Annotated in this window: 18 protein-coding genes and 1 pseudogene; 12 read left to right on the forward strand and 7 right to left on the reverse strand. The window is 60.4% G+C overall.

Features of this window, described 5'->3' with window-relative positions; genetic code table 11:
• Nucleotides 1-469 precede the first annotated feature (469 nt).
• On the reverse strand, nucleotides 470-1,402 hold the full coding sequence (hutG, locus tag HMPREF3148_RS10235; protein WP_070509082.1) for a formimidoylglutamase: 933 nt from the start codon (nucleotides 1,400-1,402) through the stop codon (nucleotides 470-472).
• Nucleotides 1,403-1,500: 98 nt separating this feature from the next.
• Between hutG and HMPREF3148_RS10240 the strand changes: the two genes are divergently transcribed.
• The 4 genes from HMPREF3148_RS10240 to hutI all read left to right on the forward strand — a co-directional run bounded on the left by HMPREF3148_RS10240 (nucleotide 1,501) and on the right by hutI (nucleotide 7,116).
• Complete coding sequence (locus HMPREF3148_RS10240) at nucleotides 1,501-2,208, forward strand: IclR family transcriptional regulator (RefSeq protein WP_049151784.1); 708 nt, start codon at nucleotides 1,501-1,503, stop codon at nucleotides 2,206-2,208.
• Between the two features lie 78 nt (nucleotides 2,209-2,286).
• Nucleotides 2,287-3,840, forward strand: a complete 1,554-nt coding sequence (hutH, locus tag HMPREF3148_RS10245; protein WP_049151785.1) for a histidine ammonia-lyase — start codon at nucleotides 2,287-2,289, stop codon at nucleotides 3,838-3,840.
• Between the two features lie 406 nt (nucleotides 3,841-4,246).
• Entirely contained in the window at nucleotides 4,247-5,923 is a 1,677-nt protein-coding gene (gene hutU / locus HMPREF3148_RS10255) for a urocanate hydratase (RefSeq protein ID WP_049151786.1), read from the forward strand.
• A gap of 14 nt (nucleotides 5,924-5,937) precedes the next feature.
• Nucleotides 5,938-7,116, forward strand: a complete 1,179-nt coding sequence (gene hutI / locus HMPREF3148_RS10260; RefSeq protein WP_049151787.1) for an imidazolonepropionase — start codon at nucleotides 5,938-5,940, stop codon at nucleotides 7,114-7,116.
• Here hutI and HMPREF3148_RS10265 read toward each other — a convergent pair.
• Nucleotides 7,113-7,961 carry an SGNH/GDSL hydrolase family protein gene (locus tag HMPREF3148_RS10265; RefSeq protein WP_049151788.1) on the reverse strand — a complete coding sequence of 283 codons (849 nt, stop codon included), beginning with the start codon at nucleotides 7,959-7,961 and terminating at the stop codon, nucleotides 7,113-7,115. The two genes, hutI and HMPREF3148_RS10265, sit on opposite strands and share 4 nt — an antisense overlap.
• A 234-nt stretch (nucleotides 7,962-8,195) precedes the next feature.
• Here HMPREF3148_RS10265 and HMPREF3148_RS10270 point away from each other — a divergent pair, with 234 nt between their 5' ends.
• On the forward strand, nucleotides 8,196-10,232 hold the full coding sequence (locus HMPREF3148_RS10270) for a DEAD/DEAH box helicase (RefSeq protein ID WP_005531973.1): 2,037 nt from the start codon (nucleotides 8,196-8,198) through the stop codon (nucleotides 10,230-10,232).
• Nucleotides 10,233-10,537: 305 nt separating this feature from the next.
• Here the strand turns inward: HMPREF3148_RS10270 and HMPREF3148_RS10275 are convergent, their stop codons facing one another.
• From HMPREF3148_RS10275 to putP, 3 genes are all read right to left on the reverse strand, one after another.
• Nucleotides 10,538-10,981 carry a hypothetical protein gene (locus tag HMPREF3148_RS10275; protein ID WP_005531974.1) on the reverse strand — a complete coding sequence of 148 codons (444 nt, stop codon included), beginning with the start codon at nucleotides 10,979-10,981 and terminating at the stop codon, nucleotides 10,538-10,540.
• 36 nt (nucleotides 10,982-11,017) lie between these two features.
• Nucleotides 11,018-11,554 (reverse strand): HNH endonuclease family protein, encoded by a 537-nt coding sequence (locus tag HMPREF3148_RS10280; RefSeq protein WP_053085005.1) that lies wholly within the window; start codon nucleotides 11,552-11,554, stop codon nucleotides 11,018-11,020.
• Nucleotides 11,555-11,618: 64 nt separating this feature from the next.
• Nucleotides 11,619-13,181 carry a sodium/proline symporter PutP gene (putP, locus tag HMPREF3148_RS10285; protein ID WP_070509092.1) on the reverse strand — a complete coding sequence of 521 codons (1,563 nt, stop codon included), beginning with the start codon at nucleotides 13,179-13,181 and terminating at the stop codon, nucleotides 11,619-11,621.
• A gap of 237 nt (nucleotides 13,182-13,418) precedes the next feature.
• On the opposite strand from putP, the gene HMPREF3148_RS10290 reads away from it, so the two are divergent.
• The 7 genes from HMPREF3148_RS10290 to HMPREF3148_RS10320 all read left to right on the forward strand — a co-directional run bounded on the left by HMPREF3148_RS10290 (nucleotide 13,419) and on the right by HMPREF3148_RS10320 (nucleotide 22,284).
• On the forward strand, nucleotides 13,419-16,460 hold the full coding sequence (locus HMPREF3148_RS10290; protein WP_049166726.1) for a DEAD/DEAH box helicase: 3,042 nt from the start codon (nucleotides 13,419-13,421) through the stop codon (nucleotides 16,458-16,460).
• Nucleotides 16,460-17,302: an SWIM zinc finger family protein gene (locus HMPREF3148_RS10295; RefSeq protein WP_005531981.1), complete on the forward strand. Its 843-nt coding sequence runs from the start codon at nucleotides 16,460-16,462 to the stop codon at nucleotides 17,300-17,302. The genes HMPREF3148_RS10290 and HMPREF3148_RS10295 overlap by 1 nt, the downstream gene beginning before the upstream one ends.
• 20 nt (nucleotides 17,303-17,322) lie before the next feature.
• A complete protein-coding gene (locus HMPREF3148_RS10300; RefSeq protein WP_049166725.1) occupies nucleotides 17,323-18,420 on the forward strand; it encodes a metallophosphoesterase family protein in 1,098 nt (365 codons plus the stop codon).
• A 3-nt stretch (nucleotides 18,421-18,423) separates the two neighbouring features.
• Nucleotides 18,424-21,024, forward strand: a complete 2,601-nt coding sequence (locus tag HMPREF3148_RS10305; RefSeq protein WP_049166724.1) for an AAA family ATPase — start codon at nucleotides 18,424-18,426, stop codon at nucleotides 21,022-21,024.
• Nucleotides 21,025-21,061: 37 nt separating this feature from the next.
• Nucleotides 21,062-21,586 (forward strand): MarR family winged helix-turn-helix transcriptional regulator, encoded by a 525-nt coding sequence (locus HMPREF3148_RS10310; protein WP_034657594.1) that lies wholly within the window; start codon nucleotides 21,062-21,064, stop codon nucleotides 21,584-21,586.
• A gap of 68 nt (nucleotides 21,587-21,654) precedes the next feature.
• Nucleotides 21,655-21,942, forward strand: coding sequence for a hypothetical protein (locus HMPREF3148_RS10315; protein WP_005531991.1), 288 nt, complete (start codon nucleotides 21,655-21,657; stop codon nucleotides 21,940-21,942).
• 141 nt (nucleotides 21,943-22,083) lie between these two features.
• Nucleotides 22,084-22,284 (forward strand): hypothetical protein, encoded by a 201-nt coding sequence (locus HMPREF3148_RS10320; protein ID WP_005531992.1) that lies wholly within the window; start codon nucleotides 22,084-22,086, stop codon nucleotides 22,282-22,284.
• Between the two features lie 148 nt (nucleotides 22,285-22,432).
• Here HMPREF3148_RS10320 and HMPREF3148_RS13885 read toward each other — a convergent pair.
• Together HMPREF3148_RS13885 and HMPREF3148_RS10330 are read right to left on the reverse strand one after the other, a co-directional pair.
• Nucleotides 22,433-22,663: pseudogene (locus HMPREF3148_RS13885) on the reverse strand (cupin domain-containing protein); the annotation flags it as partial.
• A gap of 819 nt (nucleotides 22,664-23,482) precedes the next feature.
• The gene (locus HMPREF3148_RS10330) at nucleotides 23,483-23,809 is read right to left on the reverse strand and encodes a hypothetical protein (RefSeq protein WP_049166722.1); all 327 of its coding nucleotides are present in this window, start codon (nucleotides 23,807-23,809) and stop codon (nucleotides 23,483-23,485) included.
• Nucleotides 23,810-24,044 lie beyond the last annotated feature (235 nt).

A 24,044-nucleotide genomic window follows, 5' to 3' on the forward strand; every position in this document is an offset into this window, starting at 1 on the left:
TGCTTAGCGGCTGGCTGCCTCTCGCGTTACGTGTTTAATCTGCGCAAACTTGGCTTGATACTTATGGCCGCGACCCCAATTATCGACCTGCTGCTCTTAGTATTTTTCTACGTGAGCCTGAGCCAAGGCGGTAGGGCTGAGTTCATGCACGGATTCGCGGCCTTTTATATTGCTTTCTCGGTTGTCTTCGGCAAAGACATTATTGGATTCGTAGACCGGAAGGTTTCTGGAGTTGCACCCCGAGAAAGTGCTCATGCGGACAGGCGCAGTTTCACAAAGTGTGTGGTTGCAAGTGTTGGCGCAGCGCTTTTGCTGCTCATAGGCATTGTGGTGACTGGCTTAGCGGGTAGCTTCTGGCTCATCGCCGTTGCCTGTACTCCCGCTATGTGGTGGGGAGTCCAACGTTGGATGAGTAAGAAAGCTACCCGATAAACTTCACGGCCCGAGTAAACCCCAACGCCGTTGGCGTTTAGCTAGCGAGGTGGGCCGTGACAATGTCGTCGATAAGCCGCGCCGCCGCTTTGGCGGTGCGGTTATCGATGTCAAAGGTGGGGTTGAGCTCGACGACGTCCACCAGAGCCAGCTTGCCGGTCTGCGCGATGGCTACGGCCATGGCGCGGATACGCTCAAAGGATACGCCGAGTGATGCCGGTGCGGATACGCCCGGCGCGGTGGAAGCCGGCAGGACATCGAGGTCGATGGACAAGTGGACCTTGTCCTTGCCCTCGGTGGCACGGGCGGCAAGCTCGCCGCATTCGGCGGGGGTGAGGTTGACTAGCTCTTCGTCCAGGGTGACGGCTACACCGAGCGATTCGGCTTCGTTGAAAAGCACCGCGGTGTTATTGGGGCGGGAAATACCCAGCACGGTGTAATCGAAGTCGTCAGACAGGTCGGCGATCTGCTTGAACGGGGTGCCGGAGGTGGCCTGGTCCGCGCGGCGCAGATCGAAATGGGCGTCCAGATTGATGATCTTGGTGGCGCCTACCGCGCGATACAGGCCGCGGTGAGAGCCAAAGGCGGTCTCGTGCCCGCCGCCCAGGATGATGGGTAGGCTGCCGGCTGCGACGAGTTCTTGCACCTTTTCGGAAAGGGCGTCGTGGGCGCCCTCGAGGTCATCGGCCTGGGTGGTGATCGTGCCGGCGTCGGCAAGCGCATGCTCATGGTGTACCGCCAAGGAGCCGAGCGCGGAGCGCAGTGTAGCCGGGCCTGCGGCTGCACCCTGGCGCCCACCATTACGCAGCACGCCCTCATCGGAAGCAAAACCCAGGAGAGTGACTGGGGCTGGGCAAGCGGCGGACTGATTGATAACGCTATGCCAGCGGGCGTGCTCTGGGCCCGGGCCATCAGAGCGGCCGGACCATTCGGGGGCGGGGGTGAAAAGTTCAGCTGTTTCAGTGTTCATGGTTTTCGATGTTAGGTAAAACCGCGGAATGTGACAGGAAACTCTGCCTACAATCACTAAACGTGAGTACCAACAGAGTCCCCGCAGCGCGTCACGCGATGGAGATCCTCAAGCTTTTGTCCACCATCGACGTCCCTATATCTGCCGCCCGCATTCAAGGAGAGCTCAACCTGCCGCGCTCGTCTACATATCACCTGCTGGCGGAGATGGTTGATGCTGGTTTTGTGGTCCATTTGCCGGAACATAAGACGTATGGCTTGGGGCTGGCGGCGTATTCCATGGCTTCGGCCTACGTGACGCAGCAGCCCTTGGTGCGTATGGCCACTCGGGACTTGGAACAGTGTGCCGCGCTGGTGGGTGGATCGGGGCACCTCTCGCGTATGGCCGGCTCAGAAATCTTGTATTTGCAGGAGGTACGTGCGGCGGGTGCTACCTCCTTGGTGACTGAGGTGGGGGTGCGCCTGCAGGCACATAAGACGGCGTCGGGGCGCGTGATGCTGGCGCATCTGCCTGATGCGGAGGTGCGCGCCGCCTTTGATACTGCGGGAGGTAGCGGCTTTAACGCGTTGAAAGAACACTTGCGTTTGGTAGCTGCACGCGGGTGGGACCAGGAGATTGAAGAAATTAGCCGCGGTCAGGCCTCTGTGGCGGTGCCTATCTTGGATCACTTGGAGCGTCCGGCGGCAGCGGTGGCGGTGACGTATCCGGTAGGGACGCCGGATGTGAAGGTAGACGCCCTTATTCGAGCTTTGTTGGAGGTATCAGACAAGGTGGCGGCCAAAATGTACCGCAATCACAAAAAGTGAGGTAGCATACATTTATCGCGTTAGGCTGTCGCGTGACACATCGAAATTATTGATCCCTTTTTTAAAGGAGTTTTTGCCATGCCTAACGCCTACCCAACCACCGTGACCGTAAATGTCGGCGCGCTGAGCATCGACGACGTCGTTGCTGTTGCCCGTTATGGCGCGCAGGTGGAGATTGCTCCCGAGGCGCTAGAAGAGGTGGCCGCTACCCGCGAGCGCGTGGAAGAACTGGCACAAGATCCCACTCCGGTCTATGGCATTTCCACCGGCTTTGGCGCGCTCGCTCGCCGCCATATCCCGGAAGAGATGCGCGCCCAGCTGCAGCTTTCGCTGGTGCGCTCGCACGCTGCGGGCACCGGCCCGGAAGTAGAAGAAGAAGTCATCCGCGCACTGATGCTGCTGCGCCTGTCCACCCTGTGCACCGGCCGTACCGGCGTGCGCCCCGTAGTGGTGGAAACGTATGCCAAGGCCTTGAACGCCGGGATTGTGCCGGTGGTGCGTGAGTATGGCTCGCTGGGCTGCTCCGGTGACTTGGCGCCGCTTGCTCACTGTGCGCTGGCCCTGTTGGGAGAGGGCGAGGTACGCGTGAACGGCGAGCTGCAGGATGCGGGCGAAGCTTTGGCCGCAGCTGGCATCGAGCCGCTGCAGCTACGCGAGAAGGAGGGCCTAGCGCTCATCAACGGCACCGATGGAATGCTCGGCCAACTATGCCTGGCCATTACTGACCTGCGCGCGGCCGCAAAGACCGCCGATATTGCCACCGCTATGACAGTGGAGGGCCTGCTCGGCACCTTGGTGGTCTTTGCCGATGACCTCCAGCAGCTGCGCCCGCACCCAGGACAGGCCGATGCCGCTGCGAATATCCTCCAGGTGGCCGAGGGATCTGAGATCCTGGAATCGGCCCTCGAGGAGTTCAAGAAGAATCAGGTACAAGACGCCTACTCCGTGCGCTGCGCCCCGCAGGTCGCCGGCGGTTTCCGCGATACCTTGAGCCACACTGCCCAGGTGGCCGAACGCGAGCTAGCCGCCGCTGTGGATAACCCGGTGGTGGCCAAGGACGGCCGCGTGGTCTCCAATGGCAACTTCCACGGCGCGCCGGTGGCTTATGCGCTTGACTTCCTGGCAATTGTCACCGCGGACTTGGCCTCGATTTCCGAGCGTCGCACCGACCGCTTCCTGGACCCGGCGCGCAACCGCGGGCTGAACGCCTTTCTTGCCGACGACCCCGGGGTTGACTCCGGGCACATGATTGCCCAGTACGCCCAGGCCGGCATTGTGAGCGAATTGAAGCGCCTGGCCAACCCATCTTCGGCCGATTCCATTCCATCATCTGCCATGCAGGAAGACCACGTGTCCATGGGATGGTCCGCAGCCCGCAAGCTGCGCAAGTCCGTCGATGGTTTGCAGCGTGTGCTTGCCGTAGAAATCCTCACCGCCGCCCGCGCCATCGATATGCGCGAGGGCACCCCGGCTAAAGGAACCGGCGCGGTAATCGCCAAGCTGCGCGAGACTGTCAAGGGTCCAGGTGTGGACCGCTATTTGTCCCCGGAAATCGAAGAGACGGTGCGCCTGGTCAAGGAGGGCGCGCTTGTCGAAGCCGTCGAGAATGCTACTGGAAAGCTGCGTGATTAAAATGGCGACCATCTCTTGGCGCCCACAATCTGAGCCCAACCCCTTGCCGTTTTCCCCTTTTAAAGCCAGCACGGTACCGCGCCCTATTGGATGGGTCTCTAGCGTGGACGGTGAGGGGCGCGAAAACATCGCGCCCTATAGCCAGTGGCAAAACCTCACCTTCGATCCACCCATGGTGATGTTTTCGGCCAACCAGTACCCGGATGGTCGCCGCGCGGACATGGTAGACCACGCCGAGCGAGTCTCATATACGAGACAGTCTGAGGTTTTGTGGCCTGTTGCATAGGCATGAATCACAGTAACTTGTGACTTGTGACGCTAAACAAGCCCTCGGGGACAGCCCCGGGATACCGGCCTAGGGGGCTTGGGAGGGCGTCGAAAAGCACAAGCGAAAGGAATCCGCACCATGTCTCAACCACGCGAAGTACGCGCGCCGCGCGGAACCGAACTATCCGCCAAGTCCTGGCAGACCGAAGCCCCGCTGCGCATGCTCATGAATAACCTCGACCCAGAGGTTGCCGAGCGTCCCGAGGACCTCGTGGTCTACGGTGGCACCGGCCGTGCCGCACGTAGCTGGGAAGCTTTCGATGCCATCGTAGAGTCCCTTAAGGATCTCGAGTCCGACGAAACCCTGCTCGTGCAGTCCGGCAAGCCGGTAGGCATTTGGAAGACCAACGAGTGGGCACCGCGCGTTCTCATCGCCAACTCCAACCTCGTGGGCGACTGGGCAAACTGGGAACACTTCCGCAAGCTCGAGGACGAGGGCCTCATGATGTACGGCCAAATGACGGCCGGCTCCTGGATCTACATCGCTACCCAGGGCATCCTGCAGGGCACCTATGAGACCTTCGCAGCTGTCGCTCGCAAGCGCTTCGGCGGCACCCTCGCCGGCACCTTCACCCTTACCGGCGGATGCGGCGGCATGGGCGGCGCACAGCCGCTGTCCGTCACCCTCAACGGCGGCGCTTGCCTCATCGTGGATGTGGACGAGACCCGCCTCAAGCGCCGTCAGTCCAAGCGTTACCTCGATGAAGTTGTCACCGACCTGGATGAGGCTCTTAAACTCGTGCTTGCCGCGAAGGCGGACAAGCGGCCGCTGTCTGTTGGTCTCGTGGGCAATGCCGCAGAAGTATTCCCTGAGGTACTGCGCCGCCAGCGTGCCGGCGAGTTCACCGTAGATGTGGTCACCGACCAGACCTCTGCGCACGATCCGCTGTCCTACCTGCCAACCGAAATCACCGTGGAGGACTGGCACAACGAAGCCAAGGCTGACCCGACCACCTTCACCAAGAAGGCACGCGAGTCCATGGCAGCACAGGTCCAGGCCATGGTGGAGTTCCAGGACGAAGGCGCTGAGGTCTTCGACTACGGCAACTCCATCCGTGATGAGGCCCGTCACGCGGGTTACCAGCGCGCCTTCGAGTTCCCAGGTTTCGTTCCGGCCTACATCCGCCCGCTGTTCTGCGAGGGCCTTGGCCCGTTCCGCTGGGCAGCGCTGTCCGGCGACCCAGAGGACATCAAGGTCACCGACCAAGCTCTCAAGGAGCTCTTCCCGGACAACGAGCATTTGCACAACTGGCTCGACGCCGCTGAGGAGTACGTCGAGTTCGAAGGACTGCCGGCACGTATCTGCTGGCTGGGCTACAACGAGCGCCACAAGGCTGGCTTGCTCTTCAACGAGCTGGTCCGCGACGGCAAGGTCTCCGCACCAATCGTCATCGGCCGCGATCACCTAGACTCCGGTTCCGTGGCCTCCCCATACCGCGAGACCGAGTCCATGCTCGACGGCACCGATGCCGTAGCCGACTGGCCGCTGCTCAACGCCATGACTGCCGTTTCCTCCGGCGCTACCTGGGTCTCGCTCCACCACGGTGGCGGCGTGGGCATGGGCCGTTCCATCCACGCGGGCCAGGTCTCCGTGGCCGACGGCACCGAGCTGGCCGCCGCCAAGCTGCGCGCGGTGCTCACCAACGACCCGGGCATGGGCGTTATCCGCCACGTGGATGCAGGCTACACTCGCGCCAAAGAAGTAGCCGACGAGCGCGGCGTACGCATCCCAATGGAGTTCAAGGCGCGCGACTAGGAGCGAAAATGACGATGAGCACCCTGTTTACTGGAATCTCTGAACTGCGCACGGTTAGTGATGCGGGCACGCTTAACGACGCCGCCCTTGTGGTCACCGACGGCACCATCTCCTGGGTGGGCCCGGCGGATAAGGCACCTGCGGCTGACGACGCCGTCGACCTCGGCGGCCGTGCCGTCCTGCCGGGCTGGGTGGACTCGCACACCCACATGATTTTCGACGGAGATCGCTCCGCCGAATTCGAAGCTCGTATGGGTGGAGGTACCTACCAAGCAGGGGGCATTGCTGTCACCATGGATGCCACGCGTTCGGCAGGTGAGGAGCGCCTCGAAGCCCTCCTCATCGACCGCATCGCGGCTGCTCACAAGGGCGGCACCACGACGCTGGAGACCAAGACCGGCTACGGCCTTAACACCGAGTCCGAGATTCTCGCCGCACAGGTGGCCTCCCGCCACGTCGACGACGTCACCTTCCTTGGCGCACACCTCGTCCCGCCAGGAGCTCAGGCCGAGTCATACCTCGACGAGGTGGTTGGTCCCATGCTCGACGGCGTCGCCCCGTATGTGCAGTGGATTGACGTCTTTTGCGAGCGCGGCGCCTTCGACGAGGCGCAGTCTCGCCGCGTCCTGGCCGCCGGCATCGAGCGTGGCCTTGGCGTTCGCGTGCACGGCAATCAGCTAGGCGAAGGCCCCGGCGTGGCGCTCGCGGTCGAACTGGGCGCAACGTCCGTCGACCACGTCAACTACCTCAGCGACGCGGACGTCGAGGCGCTTGCTTCCTCGAACACCGTGGCCACCATGCTGCCTGCCTGCGACCTGTCTACCCGTGAGCCCCTCGCACCGGGCCGGCGTCTGCTCGATGCCGGTGCAACCGTGGCCATCGCCTCGAACCTCAACCCGGGCACCTCATACACTTCGTCGATGAATTTCTGCGTGACCACCGCAGTCTTGCAGCAGCGCCTTTCCTTGGATGAGGCGATCCGTGCCGCAACCTATGGCGGCGCGCAAGCCTTGCGTCGCCACGACGTCGGCGGTGGCGTCGACGCCCAAGGCCGCCCAGCCAAGGGCACCATCGTCGAAGGCGCGGCAGGCGATCTCCACGTCCTCGACGCACCCAGCGCCATCCACCTGGCATACCGCCCAGGCATGCCGATGACGTGGCGAACCTACGTGGCAGGAAAACGCGCCTTCTAGAGATAGGCAGCGATGGTCTTGGCCATTTCCTCCTGCCCCAGCGGGGTAGGGTGCATCGGAAACGCACCAGTTTCGGTGCCCGCGAGATCAACCCAGCGTTGATCCGCGGGCGCGCAGCCGGTGTGTTTCTCTATCTCAGGCGGCATCACGTACTGCGCACCGGCGCGCAGCGCAGCCTTTTCCACCTCGACGTTGATTTGTGAAATTTTCAGCGTGAACCACAGCCGGTCCACGTCACTGACCTTGGCGATTTCAGGGCACGTTGCCCCGGTGTCGGCGTCGGCAAGCAACGGCATATATCCCGTGGCAAACACCTTGGCCCGTGGCGCGCGCCGCTCCAACTCCCGGTAGACGCCGTCCAACTTCGCGGGCAGCGCGGCCAGCGCGGCGTCGATTTCCGCCCCGTGTAGCTCCGCGCAGTTGAGGCCACTGGTGTTCATGGCGCAGCTGGTCAGAACGCCGAATCCCGCGTCGTTGCCGCCAATCGACAACGTCACCACATCCGTCGTCGAATCCACCGCATCGATTTGTGGCGGCAAATCCGCCCGCGGCCCCAGCACATGATCGGTCAATGCACCCTGGCACGTCAGGTCATTGAGCTGCATCCCGGTGAGCTCTTGCAGCTTGGTGGGGTAGTTGTCCGTGGCGCGCTCGCACCACCGTGGCCCCGAGTGCGGGCCTTGGCGCGTTCCCATCGACGCATAAGAATCACCAAGTGCCACATAGCTGAGTTGTTGCGCCGGCGCGTCCTGCGGGGCGGGGGAATTCTCCGGCGCAGAAGCACACCCGCTGCCAACTAAGACAAGAGCAAGCAGCGGTCCAACAGTTCGCGCGCGGTGGGTCATGCGGGCGATTGTACTGTTCCCTCATCGTTCAAGCCCTCGTGGGCCTCCAAGACGTTGGAAACGACGGCGCCCTGGCAGGTGACGTCGGTAAGCTGCGTGTGTAAATCGCCTGCCACAGCGGGGTTGTGTGACCGTTCGGAGCCTCGCTGGTCTATGTGTTTGTGCACACCTTTCGAATGGGTTTAGCTCGTTCAATAGCTAATGCACAATGTTTAACGTACTGTGGGACGAGCAATGAGCATTACCGATAACGCCACCGGCGGCGTAAACGAGCCGGAAGAATTCAATAAGTCGGAATCTCAGGAAATCTCGCAAGGTGACGTTGAAACCACCGGGGCTGCGAATAACCCTGAGGACACCGGCGCTGAAGATACTTCAGCCAACGACAATTCCCAGGGGTTTGCAACTCTCGGCCTGCCAGAAGAAGTTCAGCAGGCGGTTGCGAAGGTCGGCTTTACTCAGCCATCCCCAATTCAAGAACAGACCATCCCGATCTTGATGGAAGGCCGCGACGTCGTGGGCCTCGCCCAGACGGGTACCGGTAAGACCGCAGCTTTCGCGCTGCCGGTTCTATCCCAGGTTGACCCAGAAGTCCGCCACCCACAGGCGCTCGTCCTCGCGCCCACGCGTGAGCTTGCCCTGCAGGTCGCAGACTCCTTCCAGTCCTTTGCTGACCACCTAGGCCGCATCGAGGTGCTGCCCATCTACGGTGGCCAGGCATACGGCATTCAGCTTTCTGGTCTGCGCCGTGGCGCACAGATCATCGTCGGCACCCCGGGCCGCGTCATCGACCACCTGGAGAAGGGCTCCCTGGACATTTCCCAGCTGCGCTTCTTGGTCCTCGATGAGGCCGACGAGATGCTGAACATGGGCTTCCAGGAAGACGTTGAGCGCATTCTGGAAGACACTCCTGAGGAGAAGCAGGTCGCGCTGTTCTCGGCAACCATGCCGAACTCGATTCGCCGCCTGTCCAAGCAGTACCTCAACGATCCTGCTGAGGTTACTGTTAAATCCGAGCGTCGTACGAACGACAACATCACCCAGCGTTACCTTTTGACCCCGCACCGTCAGAAGATGGATGCGTTCACCCGCATTCTCGAGGTCATTGAGTATGACGCAATCATCGTCTTCTGCCGTACGAAGCACGAGACCGAAGAGGTTGCAGATTCGCTTCGCGACGCCGGCTACAATGCTGCTGCCATCAACGGCGATATCGCCCAGCAGCAGCGTGAGCGCACCGTTGACCAGCTCAAGGATGGCCGCTTGGACATCCTCGTGGCTACCGACGTTGCAGCACGTGGTCTCGACGTTGACCGCATTACCCACGTGGTTAACTACGACATCCCGAACGACACCGAATCTTATGTTCACCGCATTGGCCGTACCGGCCGTGCAGGACGTACTGGTGAGGCAATCCTGTTCGTGACCCCGCGTGAGCGCCGCATGCTGCGCTCCATTGAGCGCGTGACCAACGCTCGCCTTGAGGAAATGGACCTGCCTTCTGCTGACGCAGTCAACGAGAAGCGCAAGGAAAAGTTCTTGGCCAAGATCGGCGAGTCCTTAGGCGATAAGCAGTTCGAGTTCTTCCGCGATATGGTTCGCGAGTACTCCGCTGCCAACAACGTTGCGATGGACGATATTGCTGCGGCACTCGCAGTGCAGCTGCAGGGCGGCAAGGACTTCCTGCTCAAGGAACAGCCAGCGCCGAAGCGCGACCGCCGTGACCGTGACCGCTTTGATCGTGGGGATCGCCGCGACCGTGGTGACCGCGGTGGACGTGGCGGCTTCCGTGACCGCGACCGTGGCCCGCGCCGTCCGGATGGCGACTTTGAGACCTACCGCTTGGACGTGGGCAAGCGCCAGAACGTGCGCCCGGGTGCCATCGTTGGTGCTCTGGCAAACGAGGGCGGCCTGTCCTCCAAGGACTTCGGCCGCATCACCATTGCGGTGGGCCACACCCTGGTTGACCTGCCGAAGAACCTCGACCCGGCCGTGCTGGACCGTCTGAAGGACACCCGCATTTCTGGTCAGTTGATCAACATCGCAAAGGACACTGGCCGCCCGCCGCGCCGTGACTTCGATGACCGCGGTGACCGCGGCGGACGTCGTGACGACCGCCGTGGTGGCTACCGCGACCGCAATGACCGCGGCGGCCGTGGTCGCGGTGGTTACCGTGACCGTGACGACCGTGGCCGTGGTGGTTACCGCGACCGCGACGACCGTGGCGGACATGGACGCCGTGATGACCGCCGTGGCGGTTGGCGCGACTAGTAACGTGAGCTGACGAAGGCGCTGCCTTCCCCGAAACAGGGGAGGTGGCGCCTTTTTGCTGCGCGTATTCGGAGCTTTGTAGCGGGCTCTTTTCTAAAACAACAACCTTGGAAACCCAGAGCCTGAGGTCGCGGATCGTGGCCGTGGTTGGCGCTCGGATGGCGAGCTGGGGTTCTGGGCATCCAGGTCTGGGCATCTAGGTCTGGGTTTCCTAGGGAAGGGAGGGCACCCGGGCCAGGCGCGGAGTTACCGGAAAACGCGAAAAGCCGCGAGTCCGAAGACCGCGGCTTGAGTGCTTGGGTGTCCTAGATGAACATCAGGATTGCGCAGATCATCCAGAGCAAGTTGAAGATGCCGGAGAAAGCAGCCAGCTGCTTTTTCGTGCCCTCCACGTCAACAGCGCCAGCGCCCTCGAGTGCGGCGACGGCCTTCTTCTGCTTCGGGATGATTAGGAAGAAGAGCAGGCACCATGCGATGACGGCGAGCAGGATTGCAATGTGGAACTGAATATCGGACTTATATGCAGCCAGGTCAGTCAGGAACACCGCAATACCCAGCACCGGCACAATAGCGGAAATGTAGCCGTAAGTGTTGGTGATGTTGTGCAGAACGCGTGTCGCACCGCTACCAGCCTGATCGCCCTTTGCCGCGTTTAACAGTTGGCCGGGGAATGCAGAGGTAGCAACGCACACCGGACCGATGAGCAGCACTGCTGCGAGGACGTGAAGAATGATCAGAAAACTAGACATGGATGCCTTTCACAAAGTCATGGGGTCACAAGCAGTCTAGCCATTGGGCAGCCGGAAATCGAACCGACACTGCCTGCGCATCGTGCGTACATCTGCAGCTGGAAGGGGCAAATCATATTTGCGTGCCACGGCCGCAAGTCGGCGGGAGTAGTCGCATCGGTTAGCAGGCGGGAGCCACTCAGAGGGCAAAGAGTCAGACTTTGCTTGGTTCAAGGCCTTGTCCGTGGCCACGAGGTTCAAAGGATCGTTGGCAAACTCCGCCTTGCGCTTATTATCCCAACCCCACGCCCCCATGTCCCACGCCGCCGAGAGCGGAAAGACGTGGTCGATTTCCACGGCCGGGGGATTATGCAGCCCGGAGTACGGATCCGCAAGCCCCATTGGCGTCGTCTGTGCAGCGCGAACAGTGTCCTTGGTGGAGGGCAGCCAGCCGCCGAAAAGTTCGCGGTCGTAGCCCAAGATGCGCACGCGCTCCGGGGTAGTGCTCACGCCCAGGGGAGGCCCCGGCGCCCAGAAATTGAGGGCCCACAACGCAGAAACCGCGCACAGCCCGGCCAGATAATAGTGCTTCATGCACTATTTAGACTGAAGCGGACAGGTGCGCGGTTCCGTGGCTATAGAAGCTTGTGGGGGGAAGTTACTTCTGAACCTGCTCAGCAGCTTGCTCGAAGTCTAAGTTCTTGTTTTCTTCCACCAGTTTGGCAAGCTTGGAGGCTTCCTCGAACTCGGCCATAACCTTTGGCTCTGGAGCCTTGGTGACCAAGGAGACCACAACCGTGGTGATAAGGGAGATGGCAAAGCCTGGGACGAGCTCATAAAGGGCGTCGGAAAGCGGCGACATGCCCCAGCCGATAGCCACGATGGCACCGGTCACCATACCGGCAATCGCGCCGGTGGAGTTCAGGCGCTTCCAGTACAGGGACAGCAGCACCAGCGGGCCGAATGCGGAGCCGAAGCCAGCCCAAGCGAAGCCGACCAAGCCCAGGATGGAATCGGAAGGATTAATCGCCAGGACTGCCGCGATGACCGCGATGCCCACAACCGCAGTGCGAGAGAGGTTGATCAGCACGTCCTGGGATGGCTTCTTCTTTGCGAAGATGAGGAACAGATCCTCAATCAGCGAGGTGGAAACCACGAGCATCTGGGAGGACATGGTGGACATGATTGCTGCCAGAACTGCAGTCAGAACCAGGCCTGCGAACAGTGGGTGGAACATGACCTGCGCCATGTCCAGGAAGATGGTCTCGTAGTTTTCCTGGTCGGTGATGGAGTGGTTGGTCTGGGTGAAGAAAACCGTGCCGGCCAGCGCAACGAAGACGGCGCCGATCAGGGAAAGCAGCATCCAGCCGATGCCGTAGAAGCGGCCGGCGCGGGCGTCGGAAGGCTTGCGCAGTGCCATGAAGCGCACGATGATGTGCGGCTGTCCAAAGTAGCCCAGGCCCCACGCCAGGTTGCCGATGATGACCGCGGCAGAAACACCGGAGAAGAGCGAGAAGTAGTTGGGGTTCTCAATCACACCGCCCGTGGCGTAGGGATTGTTAGCGGCGAAGCTGAAGATCTGGCCTGGGTCGTCCAAGGCCATGATGGCCATAATCGGGACGATGATGAGAGAAGCGAACATGAGCAAGCCCTGCACGGTATCGGTGTAGGAAACAGCAAGGAAGCCGCCCACGAAGGTGTAGAACACCGTCACTGCCGCGACGATGAGCATGCCGACGAGGTAGTCGCCGCCGAAGGTCGACTCGAAGTAGCGGCCACCCGAGACCATGCCCGAAGAGACATAGAAGGTGAAGAAGAAGATGATGATCGCCGCGGAAAGAACACGCAGCAGACGGGACTTGTCGTGGAGGCGGTTTTCGAAGAAGGACGGCACCGTAATCGAGTTGCCGGCAATCTCAGAGTAAGAGCGCAGACGCGGCGCCACCCACTTCCAGTTGGCCCATGCGCCAACCAGTAGGCCGATGGCCATCCATAGCTCAGACATGCCTGTCAGGAACAGGGCGCCGGGCAGGCCCATGAGCAGCCAGCCGGACATGTCGGATGCGCCAGCAGACAATGCTGCAACGAACGGGTGCAACCCACGGCCGCCGAGAACATAGTCGTCATACTGATCTGTTTGCTTGTAGCTCCAGAAACCGATGGCGGCCATCGCGAGCAGATAGATAATCATCGCCACGACGTACCAGGTGGAATCTTGCACTGATTTCTCCTCGTAGTTTGAGAGTAGGACCATCCCACGTTAACGAGACGTGGGTAACAACCCAATGCTTTTCTGGGGATTTGTTGGCAAGAAGCTGCCCTGCGCACAGCTGGTTGTAATGTTTTAACAGTGTAAACGCAAAGTTATAACGAGGAGATAACGATTGCGTTCGGCGGCAATAATTGCTCGAAAACCTCAAAACATGCCCCCAAATGGTGCGCTGCTAGACTGGTAGCTATGGCTTCTTACCTTATCCATGGCCTGTGGCTCCCAGTTTCGGGACTTAGTCTATGGATTGAGCAGGTAGAAGGGCACAAAATTGTTATGCCTTCCGCCGTTCCCGAAGGGACCTTTCCTGAGGCAGTCGAAACAATTTTGGGCAAGAAATCCTTCCGTAATCGAGCGCGAGTTTCCTTGCGCACGCCCAAGGGCAAGGACGTCTCCCTCATGGTGCCCATGGCGATGTTTGCGCCCGAGGAGGCCGTGGCCACTCTGGCCAAGCTGGAGTTCCTCGATTCCCTAAGTCAGGCCGCCACGCCCGAGCAGAAGGCAACCATCGCCCCAGACCTGCTGTGGCTTATTCGCGTCTACCGTGGACTTAGCAAGTTTGTGCGTGCCGGACGTGTGACGATCCGCTTGGCCTACCAGGCAGGCGAGTGGTACCCCATGTGGCAGCTGGCCTCTGGTTTGGGTGAGCGTGGCTGGCTCGCGGAGATGCTCGCGGCGGCGCCTGGCATTCTGACAATTAATAACAGGGCCTTGTCCGATGACATGGCGGATGAGCTGACGCACTGGATTGCGTTTATGGTTTTACGCCCGCTTGCCGACGCCCCGCGCCCGGCACCGTGGCACGACTTTGCGCAGGCGATGCTGACGACGTCGCCAGTGAAAAAGGGTCGTGCGCAGCTGCTGCGCGGCCTCAACGAGTGGAAAGACTCGATTACTTCGGTGGACCTGCAGCTCGTCTTCATCGTGGAGGAGCCGCCCAAGGATGAGGACCCTGAGACCTCAGTGTGGCCGATTCGCGTGCAGGTGCGCTCCGGCACCGACGCACCACAGCCCATCGTGTTGGATCAGCTCGATAGGGGCAGCGTGGAGAAGCTACGGAACTCACAGCGCAAGGCCCTGACCTTGGCGCCGCGCCTGCGCGAGTCCTCCGGAATCCCTGACTATGACGCGGGTGACTGGGACGTATTCCTGGGCACTGATGATTTGGTGGAGTTCATCGCCAAGGACGTGTCCGCACTCAAGGCGGCTGGCTTTACCGTCATGCTGCCCAAGGCATGGGCACACATGGAGACCAAGGCCAAGCTGGAGACCCGCGAGGTCCGCGATCCCGCTGAGGGCTCTACCAAGGCGCACTTGGGCATGGACAAGCTGGTGGAATATGACTGGCACCTGTCCGTAGGCGACACCGATCTGAGCGAAGAAGAGATGCGCCAGCTGGTGCAGTCTAAGTCCGGGCTTATTCGCCTCCGCGGCGAATGGGTCATGGCTGACACGCAGGCGCTGTCCAAGATCTCGGAGTATATGGACAAGCTCGCGGAGACGGCTCGCAAGCGCAAACAGAAGGAGCTCGAGCGCCTGGCCGCTGCCGCAGAGATGGCGCGGAAGCTGGAGCAACCGGGCTGGCAGGCGTTGGTGGCGGACGTCGAAAAACGGCTCAAAGAGTTCAACGACGGTGAGACCGCGCAGGTTTCCGTGGCGGAGCTGCGCGAGCTGGCCTTGCAATCCATGGCTGAAGAACCGGTGGAGTTCACCGGCTCGACGTGGCACGCTTCGCTGCTGGGCGGCATGGACACCGTGGCACCCGCGCGCATCGAGATTCCAGAAACCGTCAATGCCGAGCTGCGCGAGTACCAGCGGCGCGGCGTGGATTGGCTTTATTGGATGTCCCGCAACAATATTGGCGCGGTGCTGGCCGACGACATGGGCTTGGGGAAGACCCTGCAGTTGCTAACCCTGCTTGCTGTCGAGCATCAAGATAACCCCGAGGTCAAGCCCACCCTCGTGGTGGCGCCTACCTCCGTGGTGGGCAACTGGGCGCGCGAGGCCGCGAAGTTCGTCCCGCACCTGAAGGTGCTGGTCCAGCATGGTTCGAACCGACTTAAAGAGACAGAGCTGGTCAAGGCCGCCGAGTCCGCAGACCTCGTCATTACCTCCTACGGCACCGTGGGACGCGACTTCCTCACGCTGGGCAAGGTCGAGTGGGATCGCGTGGTGCTCGACGAGGCGCAGGCGATCAAGAACGCGGCCACGCGCTCGTCGAAAGCCGTGCGTTCGCTGCCGTCGCGCCACCGCATTGCGCTAACAGGCACGCCGGTGGAGAACCGCCTCTCTGAGATGCGCTCCATCCTGGACTTCTGTAATCCTGGCGTGCTGGGCAGCGCGTCCTTCTTCCGCAATCACTTTGCCAAGGCCATCGAGCGCGAGAACGACGACACCATGGCCGAGCGCCTGCGCCTGCTTACCGCGCCGTTTATCTTGCGTCGCCTGAAGACGGACCCGAGTATCATCGATGACCTGCCGGAGAAGTCCGAGCAGATCATCACCGTCGCGATGACCCCCGAGCAGGCGGCCTTGTACAAGGCGCTTGTCGACGACGTGCAAAAGGCACTGGAGACACGCGAGGGCATGTCGCGGCGCGGCCTGGTGTTAGCGTCTTTGACTCGCATCAAGCAGATTTGTAACCATCCGGCGCACTACCTGGGCGACGGTTCCTCGGTCACGTTGAAGGGCAAGCATCGCTCGGGCAAGGTCGAGGAGCTTATGCGGATCGTGGACCAGGCGATTGAGTCTGAGGAGCGCATCCTCGTGTTCACGCAGTACAAGGCATTCGGTGACATCTTGCAGCCTTATCTCACCCAGCAGTTAGGGCGCGAGATTCCTTTCCTGCACGGTGGCGTGACCAAGAACAAACGCGACCAGATGGTGGAAGATTTCCAATCCCCGGACGGCCCGCCGGCGATGATTCTCTCGCTCAAGGCGGGTGGCACGGGCCTGAACCTGACGGCGGCGTCGATTGTCGTGCACATGGACCGCTGGTGGAATCCGGCCGTGGAGAACCAAGCCACCGACCGCGCGTTCCGCATTGGTCAGCAGCGCAACGTGCAGGTGTACAAGATGATCACCGCCGGTACTTTGGAGGAGTCTATTCAGGACATCCTCGACGGCAAGATGCATCTTGCTGGCGCCGTGGTGGGCGAGGGCGAGGGCTGGCTCACGGAACTCGATCCCGAGCAGCTGGCCCAGTTGATGAGCTACAAGGAGGCTGACTAATGGCGCGCTATACCTCGGGTAATTCCGGCAAGGGCTCAGAAGATAACGTCATCTACGCCAACTTTGGTGCGCGCAAACGCGTGACCTCCCCGGAGGAGGTAGGCCGCGTCTCGCGCGTGCACAGCATGTCTCCGGCTGCCACGCGCATCGTGTCCTTTGTGAACAAGGACGCGGACAGCGGGCGCATTACGCGCGGCCGGCAATACGCAACTGGCGGTCATGTTGTGGGCCTGGACGTGCGCAACGGTGCCGTTCACGGCAAGGTGGCCGGCTCGCAGAACGAGCCCTTTACCGTCCTCATTCAGGTGCCGTATCGCACTAATGATGACATCGCGACGCTGAGCCAGATGTTTGCCCGCACGCCGAACTCCATTGCTAATGCGCGCGACGGCCTGCTTAGCGAGGAAGCGCTCGACATCCTCATCGCTGAGGACCCAAGCGACATGCGCTTTTCCTGCACCTGCCCGGACCCGGAGTACGTGTGTAAGCACGTGATCGCGGTGGCGGACCGCTTGGCTACCCGCATCGACGCGGATTCCTCCGTCGTCTTTGCCCTGCGTGGGCTCGACTTTGGACGCCTTGAGCAGTCCGTGATGGAACAGGCCAAGGCTGTCTCGGAGGATAGTTTTGCTGGAGCGGGGCTTTCTACCGAGGAGCGCAATGAGCTGTTCTGGGGCGGGCGGCAACTGCCCGATATGCCGCGGCCAAAGGTGGCGCCGGCCGTGGATGATTCGGACCCAGAGTTGCTGCGAAAAGCCATGCGTGCAGTAAGCCATACGAACATAGATTTGCTTCGAGCGGTCTCTGATGTCGAGGACCTCTACTATCATCTGACGCACTGATTCTTAAAAGGGGGAAACTCATGGTCAAGTTCATTCATACTTCTGATTTCCAGTTAGGCATGACGCGGTGGTTTCTGGAGGGGGAAGCCCAGGCACGCTTTAACGACGACCGCATGGAGTCCGTGGTGCGTCTTGGCGAGCTGGCGCGCGAGACGGGCGCGGAGTTCATCGTCGTGGCCGGTGATGTCTTCGAGCATAATGCGTTGAGCAAGAACACGTTGAGCCGCGCGAAGGAGACCTTCCGCAACCTGCCGGTGCCGGTCTACCTCTTGCCCGGCAACCACGATCCACTCGTGGCTGATTCGGTGTTGCGCAAGCCATTTGCTGACAATGTTCACGTCATCGCGGACTTTGCACCCATTGAGTTTCGTCCTGGAGTAGAAATCGTTGGCGCCCCGTATCTGACCAAGCGGGCCAACTATGACTTGGTGCGCGAGGCGCTTGCCCCGCTGGAGCCATACGACGGCGTGCGTATTGCGGTAGGTCACGGCCAGGTCGAGGCGCGCGATTCGGAAGCGGACGTCATCGATCTGCGCTTCGTGGAGGAACAAATCGAGGCGGGCGTCATTGATTACTTGGCCCTCGGGGATACCCACTCCACGCAGGAGCTGGGCTCAAGCGGCCGGGTATGGTTCTCCGGCAGCCCTGAGACCACCGCCTTTGATGACCGCGAGCGTGGCTCAGGCAATGCGCTGATAGTGACGGTCGACGGGGGAGAGGTCGACGTCGTCAAGCATCGCGTGGGCCGCTGGCACTTCCGGGCGCTGGAGGCCGACGTGAACTCCATGGAAGACGTGGAGCGTTTCTTGAAGGAAGTCGATGAGCTGCCGTACAAGAGGCGCACGGCTGTGAAATATGGCTTGCGCGGCACCGTGGGGCTGGAGGCGCAGGCGCGGCTCGAGCAGGGACTGGCGGATCTGGAGCCGGTGTTTGCCTCGCTGCGCCCGCGTGAGCGCACCATGGATTTGCACCTTGCCCCGTCGGAGGAGGAGCTGGCCAACCTTGACCTGCATGGATTTGCCGCCGATGCTTTGGCCGACCTGGTGGGCAATCTTCATGACCCGGTTGCGCGTGATGCCGCCAACCTGTTGTTCCGACTTACCGCAAAGGAGGCCTAGGCCATGATGCGACTTCACTCCATCGAGATCCACAACGTCCGCGGCGTTGAGCACCTGCGCGTCGACGAGCTTCCGGAAACAGGCGTGGTGGTCATCCACGGTGAGAACGAGGCCGGAAAGTCCACCATCGTTGAGGCCATTGACACCGTACTGACGGAGAAGCACTCGGGCGCCTCGAAGAAGATTAAGGCGCTCAAGCCGGTGCATCGCGACGCATCACCAGAGGTCAGACTTGAGGCGACCGTGGGCCCGTATCGCTTCCGCATTCACAAGCGGTGGCTGAAGAAGAAGATCTCTGAGCTCCACGTTCTTGAACCACGCCCCGCGCAATTTACCGGTGGCGCGGCCGATGACGAGCTCGACCGAATCCTCTCAGAGCATCTGGATCGCCAGCTTCTCGACGCCCTCTTCCTGCGCCAGGATGACCTAGGTTCCGGCGTGGCTGCGGTCGGCATTCCATCGGTGACCAGTGCGCTGGAATCTGCTTCCGGGATGGACACCGCTGTGGCCGAGGACTCCGAGCTCATCACGCGAGTACAGAAGGAATACGAGAAGTACTTCACCGCACGGACCGGGGCGCCGGCCAAGGAATACAAGGACGCGCAGACCCGGGTGAGCGAGGCCGAGTCCGTGCAACAAGATGCTGAGCAGGCATTACGCCAACTTGACGACGTCGTGATCAAACACGAAGCTGCCCAGCAAGCCAAGGCGGAGGCTGAGCAGGCTTTGCCGGCCGCTGAGACAGAACTCGCCCAGCGCGAAACTGAGGTCGCGGAGGCTAGAGCAGCACTGGAGAAGATCGAGGCTCAAAAAGCAGAGCTTTCCCGTGTCGAGGCGGAACTGGAGACTGCACGCGAGGCCGTGGAGCGGCGCCGCGCGATGGCACAGGACGTGGCAAGCGCAGCAGAGGCAGTCGAGGCCTTGGCGGCCAAGGTCGAGGAGCTTAAACTGAGCACCGCGCAGGAAGAGGAAGTCCGTGAGCAGCTTGCAGGCAAGCTCGCCGAGGCACAGAAGTCTTATGAAGCTGCCCGCAAGCAACTGCAGCTTGCGCGCCGCTTCCATGAGAAAAAGCAGTGGGAAGCGTTGGGGCAGCGCCTTGCGGGGCTAAAGGAACTCGACGCTGAGCTCAAGCGCCGCCGCAGCCAACTTGCCGAGGCGCCTGAGGTGGGCGATCTGCGCGCGCTTGAACAAGCAGCCACTGAGGTAACCGTCCAGGAACGGGTTCACGCCGCTGCCGCTGCCAAGCTCGTGTTTAGCGGTGAGGGCGCCTTCGTCGTCGACGGTGAAGAGCGAAATGTGCCTTCCGAAACTGGCAGTGAGGCTACCGATGCAGGTGCCACCGTTCAGCTGCGCGACGGAATGGCCTTCGAGTTCGGCGCGTTGCGCGCGACGTATCAAGCTGGCGCAGGTGAGGCATCAGAAGATACCCTGCAACATGTGCGGGCCCGGCTCGCGGAACTTTTGGATGCGGCCGGCTGCGAGTCGGTCGAGGAAGCCCGCGCGAAAAACGACGAGTACCAGCGTTTGCGCAGTGCCGTGGAGCAGGCACAGCGGGAGCTTAAGGCTGCTCTTGGCGCCGATGATTTGGGCGAGCTAGAAGCCCGACATGCGGCCCAAGCGGACAGCTTTGAAGGGGTAGCAGAGCTGGAGGAACAGGGCGAGCAGGACCAAGTTTCTTTGGTGGATGCGGAGGCAGCAGAGGAGGCGGCACGCGTTGCTGTAACCGGCGCTGAGAAGGAACTTGCTCCGTACCGGGAGAGTTCGACAGCAGCGGTGTTGGCCGGTGCCCAGGCTCGTCATGAGGCGGCCGTCGAACATCATGATTCAGCCGACGCAGCGCTGCAGAAGGCTAGGGAAGTGGCAACGGACGCGGCGCTGGACTCTGCGGTTGCAGCGGCGGAGGAGAAGCTCACCCGGCAACGCGGAGTCTTGGCCGAACTTAGCGCCGTGGACGTCGATACTGTGTTTGCGCTTTATGAGGGGGTTAAGGAAGAGGTCCGGAGCCTGCACAACACCGTGCACGATGCGGATGGTGATATGCGTGAATACTCCGGCCGCATCGAGATGCACTCGGGCGTGGCGGAACGGCTCGAATCTGCGAACGCAGAACTGGAGATTGCTCGGGAAGTGCTGGCCGCGGTGGAAAAGCGTGCCAACGCAGCGCGATACCTGCGGGAGCTCTTGCTCACGCACCGCGATGCGGCACGTCAGCGCTACGCGCAACCCTTCGTCACCAAGCTCAACGGGCTCGCCCGTAAGGTTTTCGGTGGCGACGTGGATTTCGAACTCTCTGAGGAGCTTGTGGTCACGGCGCGCAGCCGCGATGGTCAGACCGTAGATCTTGGTTCCCTCTCGGGCGGGGCCAAGGAACAGATGGCCATTCTTACGCGCTTTGCAATAGCGGGATTGGTGCAAGATGACGGAGTACCCGTTATTGTTGACGATGCTCTTGGATCTACCGACTCGACTCGACTCAACCTTATGGCCACGTTGTTTGCTCAAGTGGCCAAGCACTCCCAAGTATTGGTGTTAACATGCATGCCACAGCGATATGCACGTGTACCCAGCAGGGTAGAACTGGATATAGAAGCGTTAAAGGGATAGCTTTCTAATACCTAAACGAATGTGTAAAGTTGTTGACATGACTACAGAAACTCGGTGGCTAAACGAAGAAGAGCAAGAGCTGTGGCGCCTCATCCTCGGTTCTATTCGCAAGATTAACCGCGGCATGGAGGAAACCCTCATGGCTGGGGGCGAGGTCTCAATGTCAGAGTTCGCCGTTCTCGTTGCACTTTCCGAGGCAGAAGGCAATGAGCTGCGTTTGCGTGAGCTTTGCGCGGACTTGGAGTGGGACCGTTCACGTACCTCCCACCAAGTAACGCGTATGGAAAAGCGTGGTTTGGTCACAAAGTCCAAGAGCGTCGGTGATGCGCGAGGCGTCATCGTTCGTATTACCGATGAGGGCCTTGAGCGTCTCGAACGCGCCGTGCCCGAACACGTAGAGTCTGTGCGCCGCATAGTCTTTGACCATCTCAACGAGAAGGACATTCCATCCCTTGTTAATTTCTTCCAGGGAATTCTCGCAGTCAACAACGTGCCTGGGTATGACGGCTTCGTTCCGGACGAACTGCTGCATGGCAGGTGCACCGTGGATGAAAAGAATTAGTTATCTCAGCAGGCTCTTACCTGCTTTAGTGTTTTGTGGGGCAATCACCACCTAAGGGAGGAATCACCATGATGGGGCAAGAGCTCTTTGAGCATCCCAAGTCGCAGTACCCGATTTATAACGTTGCGGTCCTAGACGGGCTAGGAGATCCCGAGTCGCACCTGAATGGCACTGCCTCTGAAGCGGAGTCCGCTGCGATGGAGGAAGCCCTCGACAAGTATCCTGATGCCGCGATTACTTTCGACGAGGAATCGGGCCACTGGATAGTCGGCGCAGAGGCAGATATAAACCGTATGTTCGCTGATAGGGACGCCTTCGTGGAGGCGTTAGAGAACAATGAAGACCCCGGAGTGTAAATCTTGCCAATTCGGTGTCAATAAAACGGTGGATAACTACGAATTCATAACGATCTACTGCTAAAGTTATCCGCAGTGATTTCTCTTGCTAGGCGGAGTGTGCCTAGCGGATTCAGGCGCAGTGAAAGGAAACAACGGATTATGAACGAATACGAGGCACAGGAACAGCGCGAAGCAGCTGCACGTGACAAGGCTGACGGCTGGGTTTCCGTGTTTGTCCAGTGGATCCCTAACATGCTTTTCGCATTCGTTCTGGTTACCGCCATGTTCCTCGGAATGTACTACATCGAGCACGGCACCCTTGATATCACCCAGGAGATCGTAAACCCATTCATCAAGTAGTACTTGGAGAACTCAAAGCTCAATAGCTAAATATTAAAATGGCGGCCCATCTTCTGGACCGCCATATTGTTGTTTTTAAAGCCTGCCGCAATTAGTGCTGCTCGTTCGGATCGTTGTCCGCGTCTTCCTTGGTCTCGTGGATGGTGCCCTAAACGTGATCCGGGGCGGCGTAGATGGAGTAGAGCTTTACCGGCTCGGAACCCTCGTTGACGAAGTTGTGCCACTTGCCAGCTGGTACGAAGACGGCAAAGTCGTCTTCGACTACCTGGTCGATGTCCAGGTTGTTCTTGTCTTCACCAATCATGATGCGGCCCTGGCCGGACTCGAGGCGCAGGAACTGGTCATGGTCATCGTGGACCTCCGCGTCGATTTCGCCGCCGTCCTGCCATTGCCTCTTATGCCGTTCGGACTTTTTGTGGTTGCGCATGGATATCACGCCGAAGGCGATACCGATGACGATGGGCACCCACACCTTCGAGTTATTGAGCAAGAAAACCATCCACTCGGGCAGCGGCGGGAGGTCAGGGAAATTGATGTTCGGCCAGTTGATGTCTGGCCAATCGATACTGATGGTTGGCAGATGGATTTGGGGAAGCTCGGGGAGATCTGGCAGATCTGGCCAGTCGATGTCGGGGATAGGCAGCAAGTCGAAAAGCTTGCGCAGGATTGGGCCGAGCACGATAACAGCCAACGCCCATCCGCCTTTACCAAGGCCTGCAAGAAGGGGATAGGCCACGCGTTTAACGGGGCTTTGCTCCATCTCTTCGCGACGCTGCGCTCCACGGCTGCCAGCTGGTGGCTCAAACTCGACCACCTCTGAGCCGTTGTGATAGGTCACCTCGATCAACTCGTCGAGGGCATTCGCGTGGAGCTTGAGGTGCGGCTTCGTGCGGTTGACAAGCTCTATGCTGCGTAGCTCGTCGGTATCGATTTGTTTTAGTGCCACTCGCGCCGAAGACAACGAGGTGTACCTTCCAAGGACTTCGCTATCGAGGCAAACTTGCACGCGAATAGGTGGATTATTAATGAATGCCCGGATTCTTTCTTTAAGCGGCATGTTGGCGTCCAGGGCGGTGTATTCTTGCTCGCTCGGTTCTTGCGGCCAGTCTTCATAAGCTTCAGCAAACTCCACATCTGGGCCGACCGTGACTTCGAGTTTTCCGGCCTCCGGATGGTCAAGAGTCCACGTTTCCATGATCTAGGCCTTCCTTCCTGTTAACCAGCTGCCCAACCAAGCAAGCAGGACGACTTCAACTGCGTAAATCCACGTAGCGGTGTTGTAGTAGACCTTGGTAGAAAGCCAGAACATAAAAGCCGCAATGAGCGGAAAGGACAGCGTATAGCGGAAGAGCCGGCCATCCAGCATGCCCAATGCCAACGCCATCACTGGCAGCAGCACCAGCATGGACACAGTCGCTGTACCCCCACTAAGAGCCGCGCCCACAATCCCCGGCACCACGAAGAACGCTAACGCGGTTGCGATAAACGAGAGGTAGGCCTGCTTCGGACGAGACGTCGAATCCATGGCCCTGACCTTACAGCCCGCGGGATCATTCTTAGGAATGATTCTTTGACTTCGAGCGGCAGGGGGATTCCTATCGAAATAGATTGAAAAGAATTCGCTGTCTTTGACCTAAAGTCTGCCTAATGTCTGAACTCTTAACTATGAGTTGAAAGATAAGGGGCGAAGGTAAAACCCTCGCCTGCTGGGGTTGAACGCCGAGAAAGCGAGGGGAGAAATTGTGCCCCCGACAGGGATC

Source organism: Corynebacterium sp. HMSC05D08, from assembly GCF_001807215.1.
Taxonomy (GTDB): Bacteria; Actinomycetota; Actinomycetes; order Mycobacteriales; family Mycobacteriaceae; genus Corynebacterium; species Corynebacterium striatum.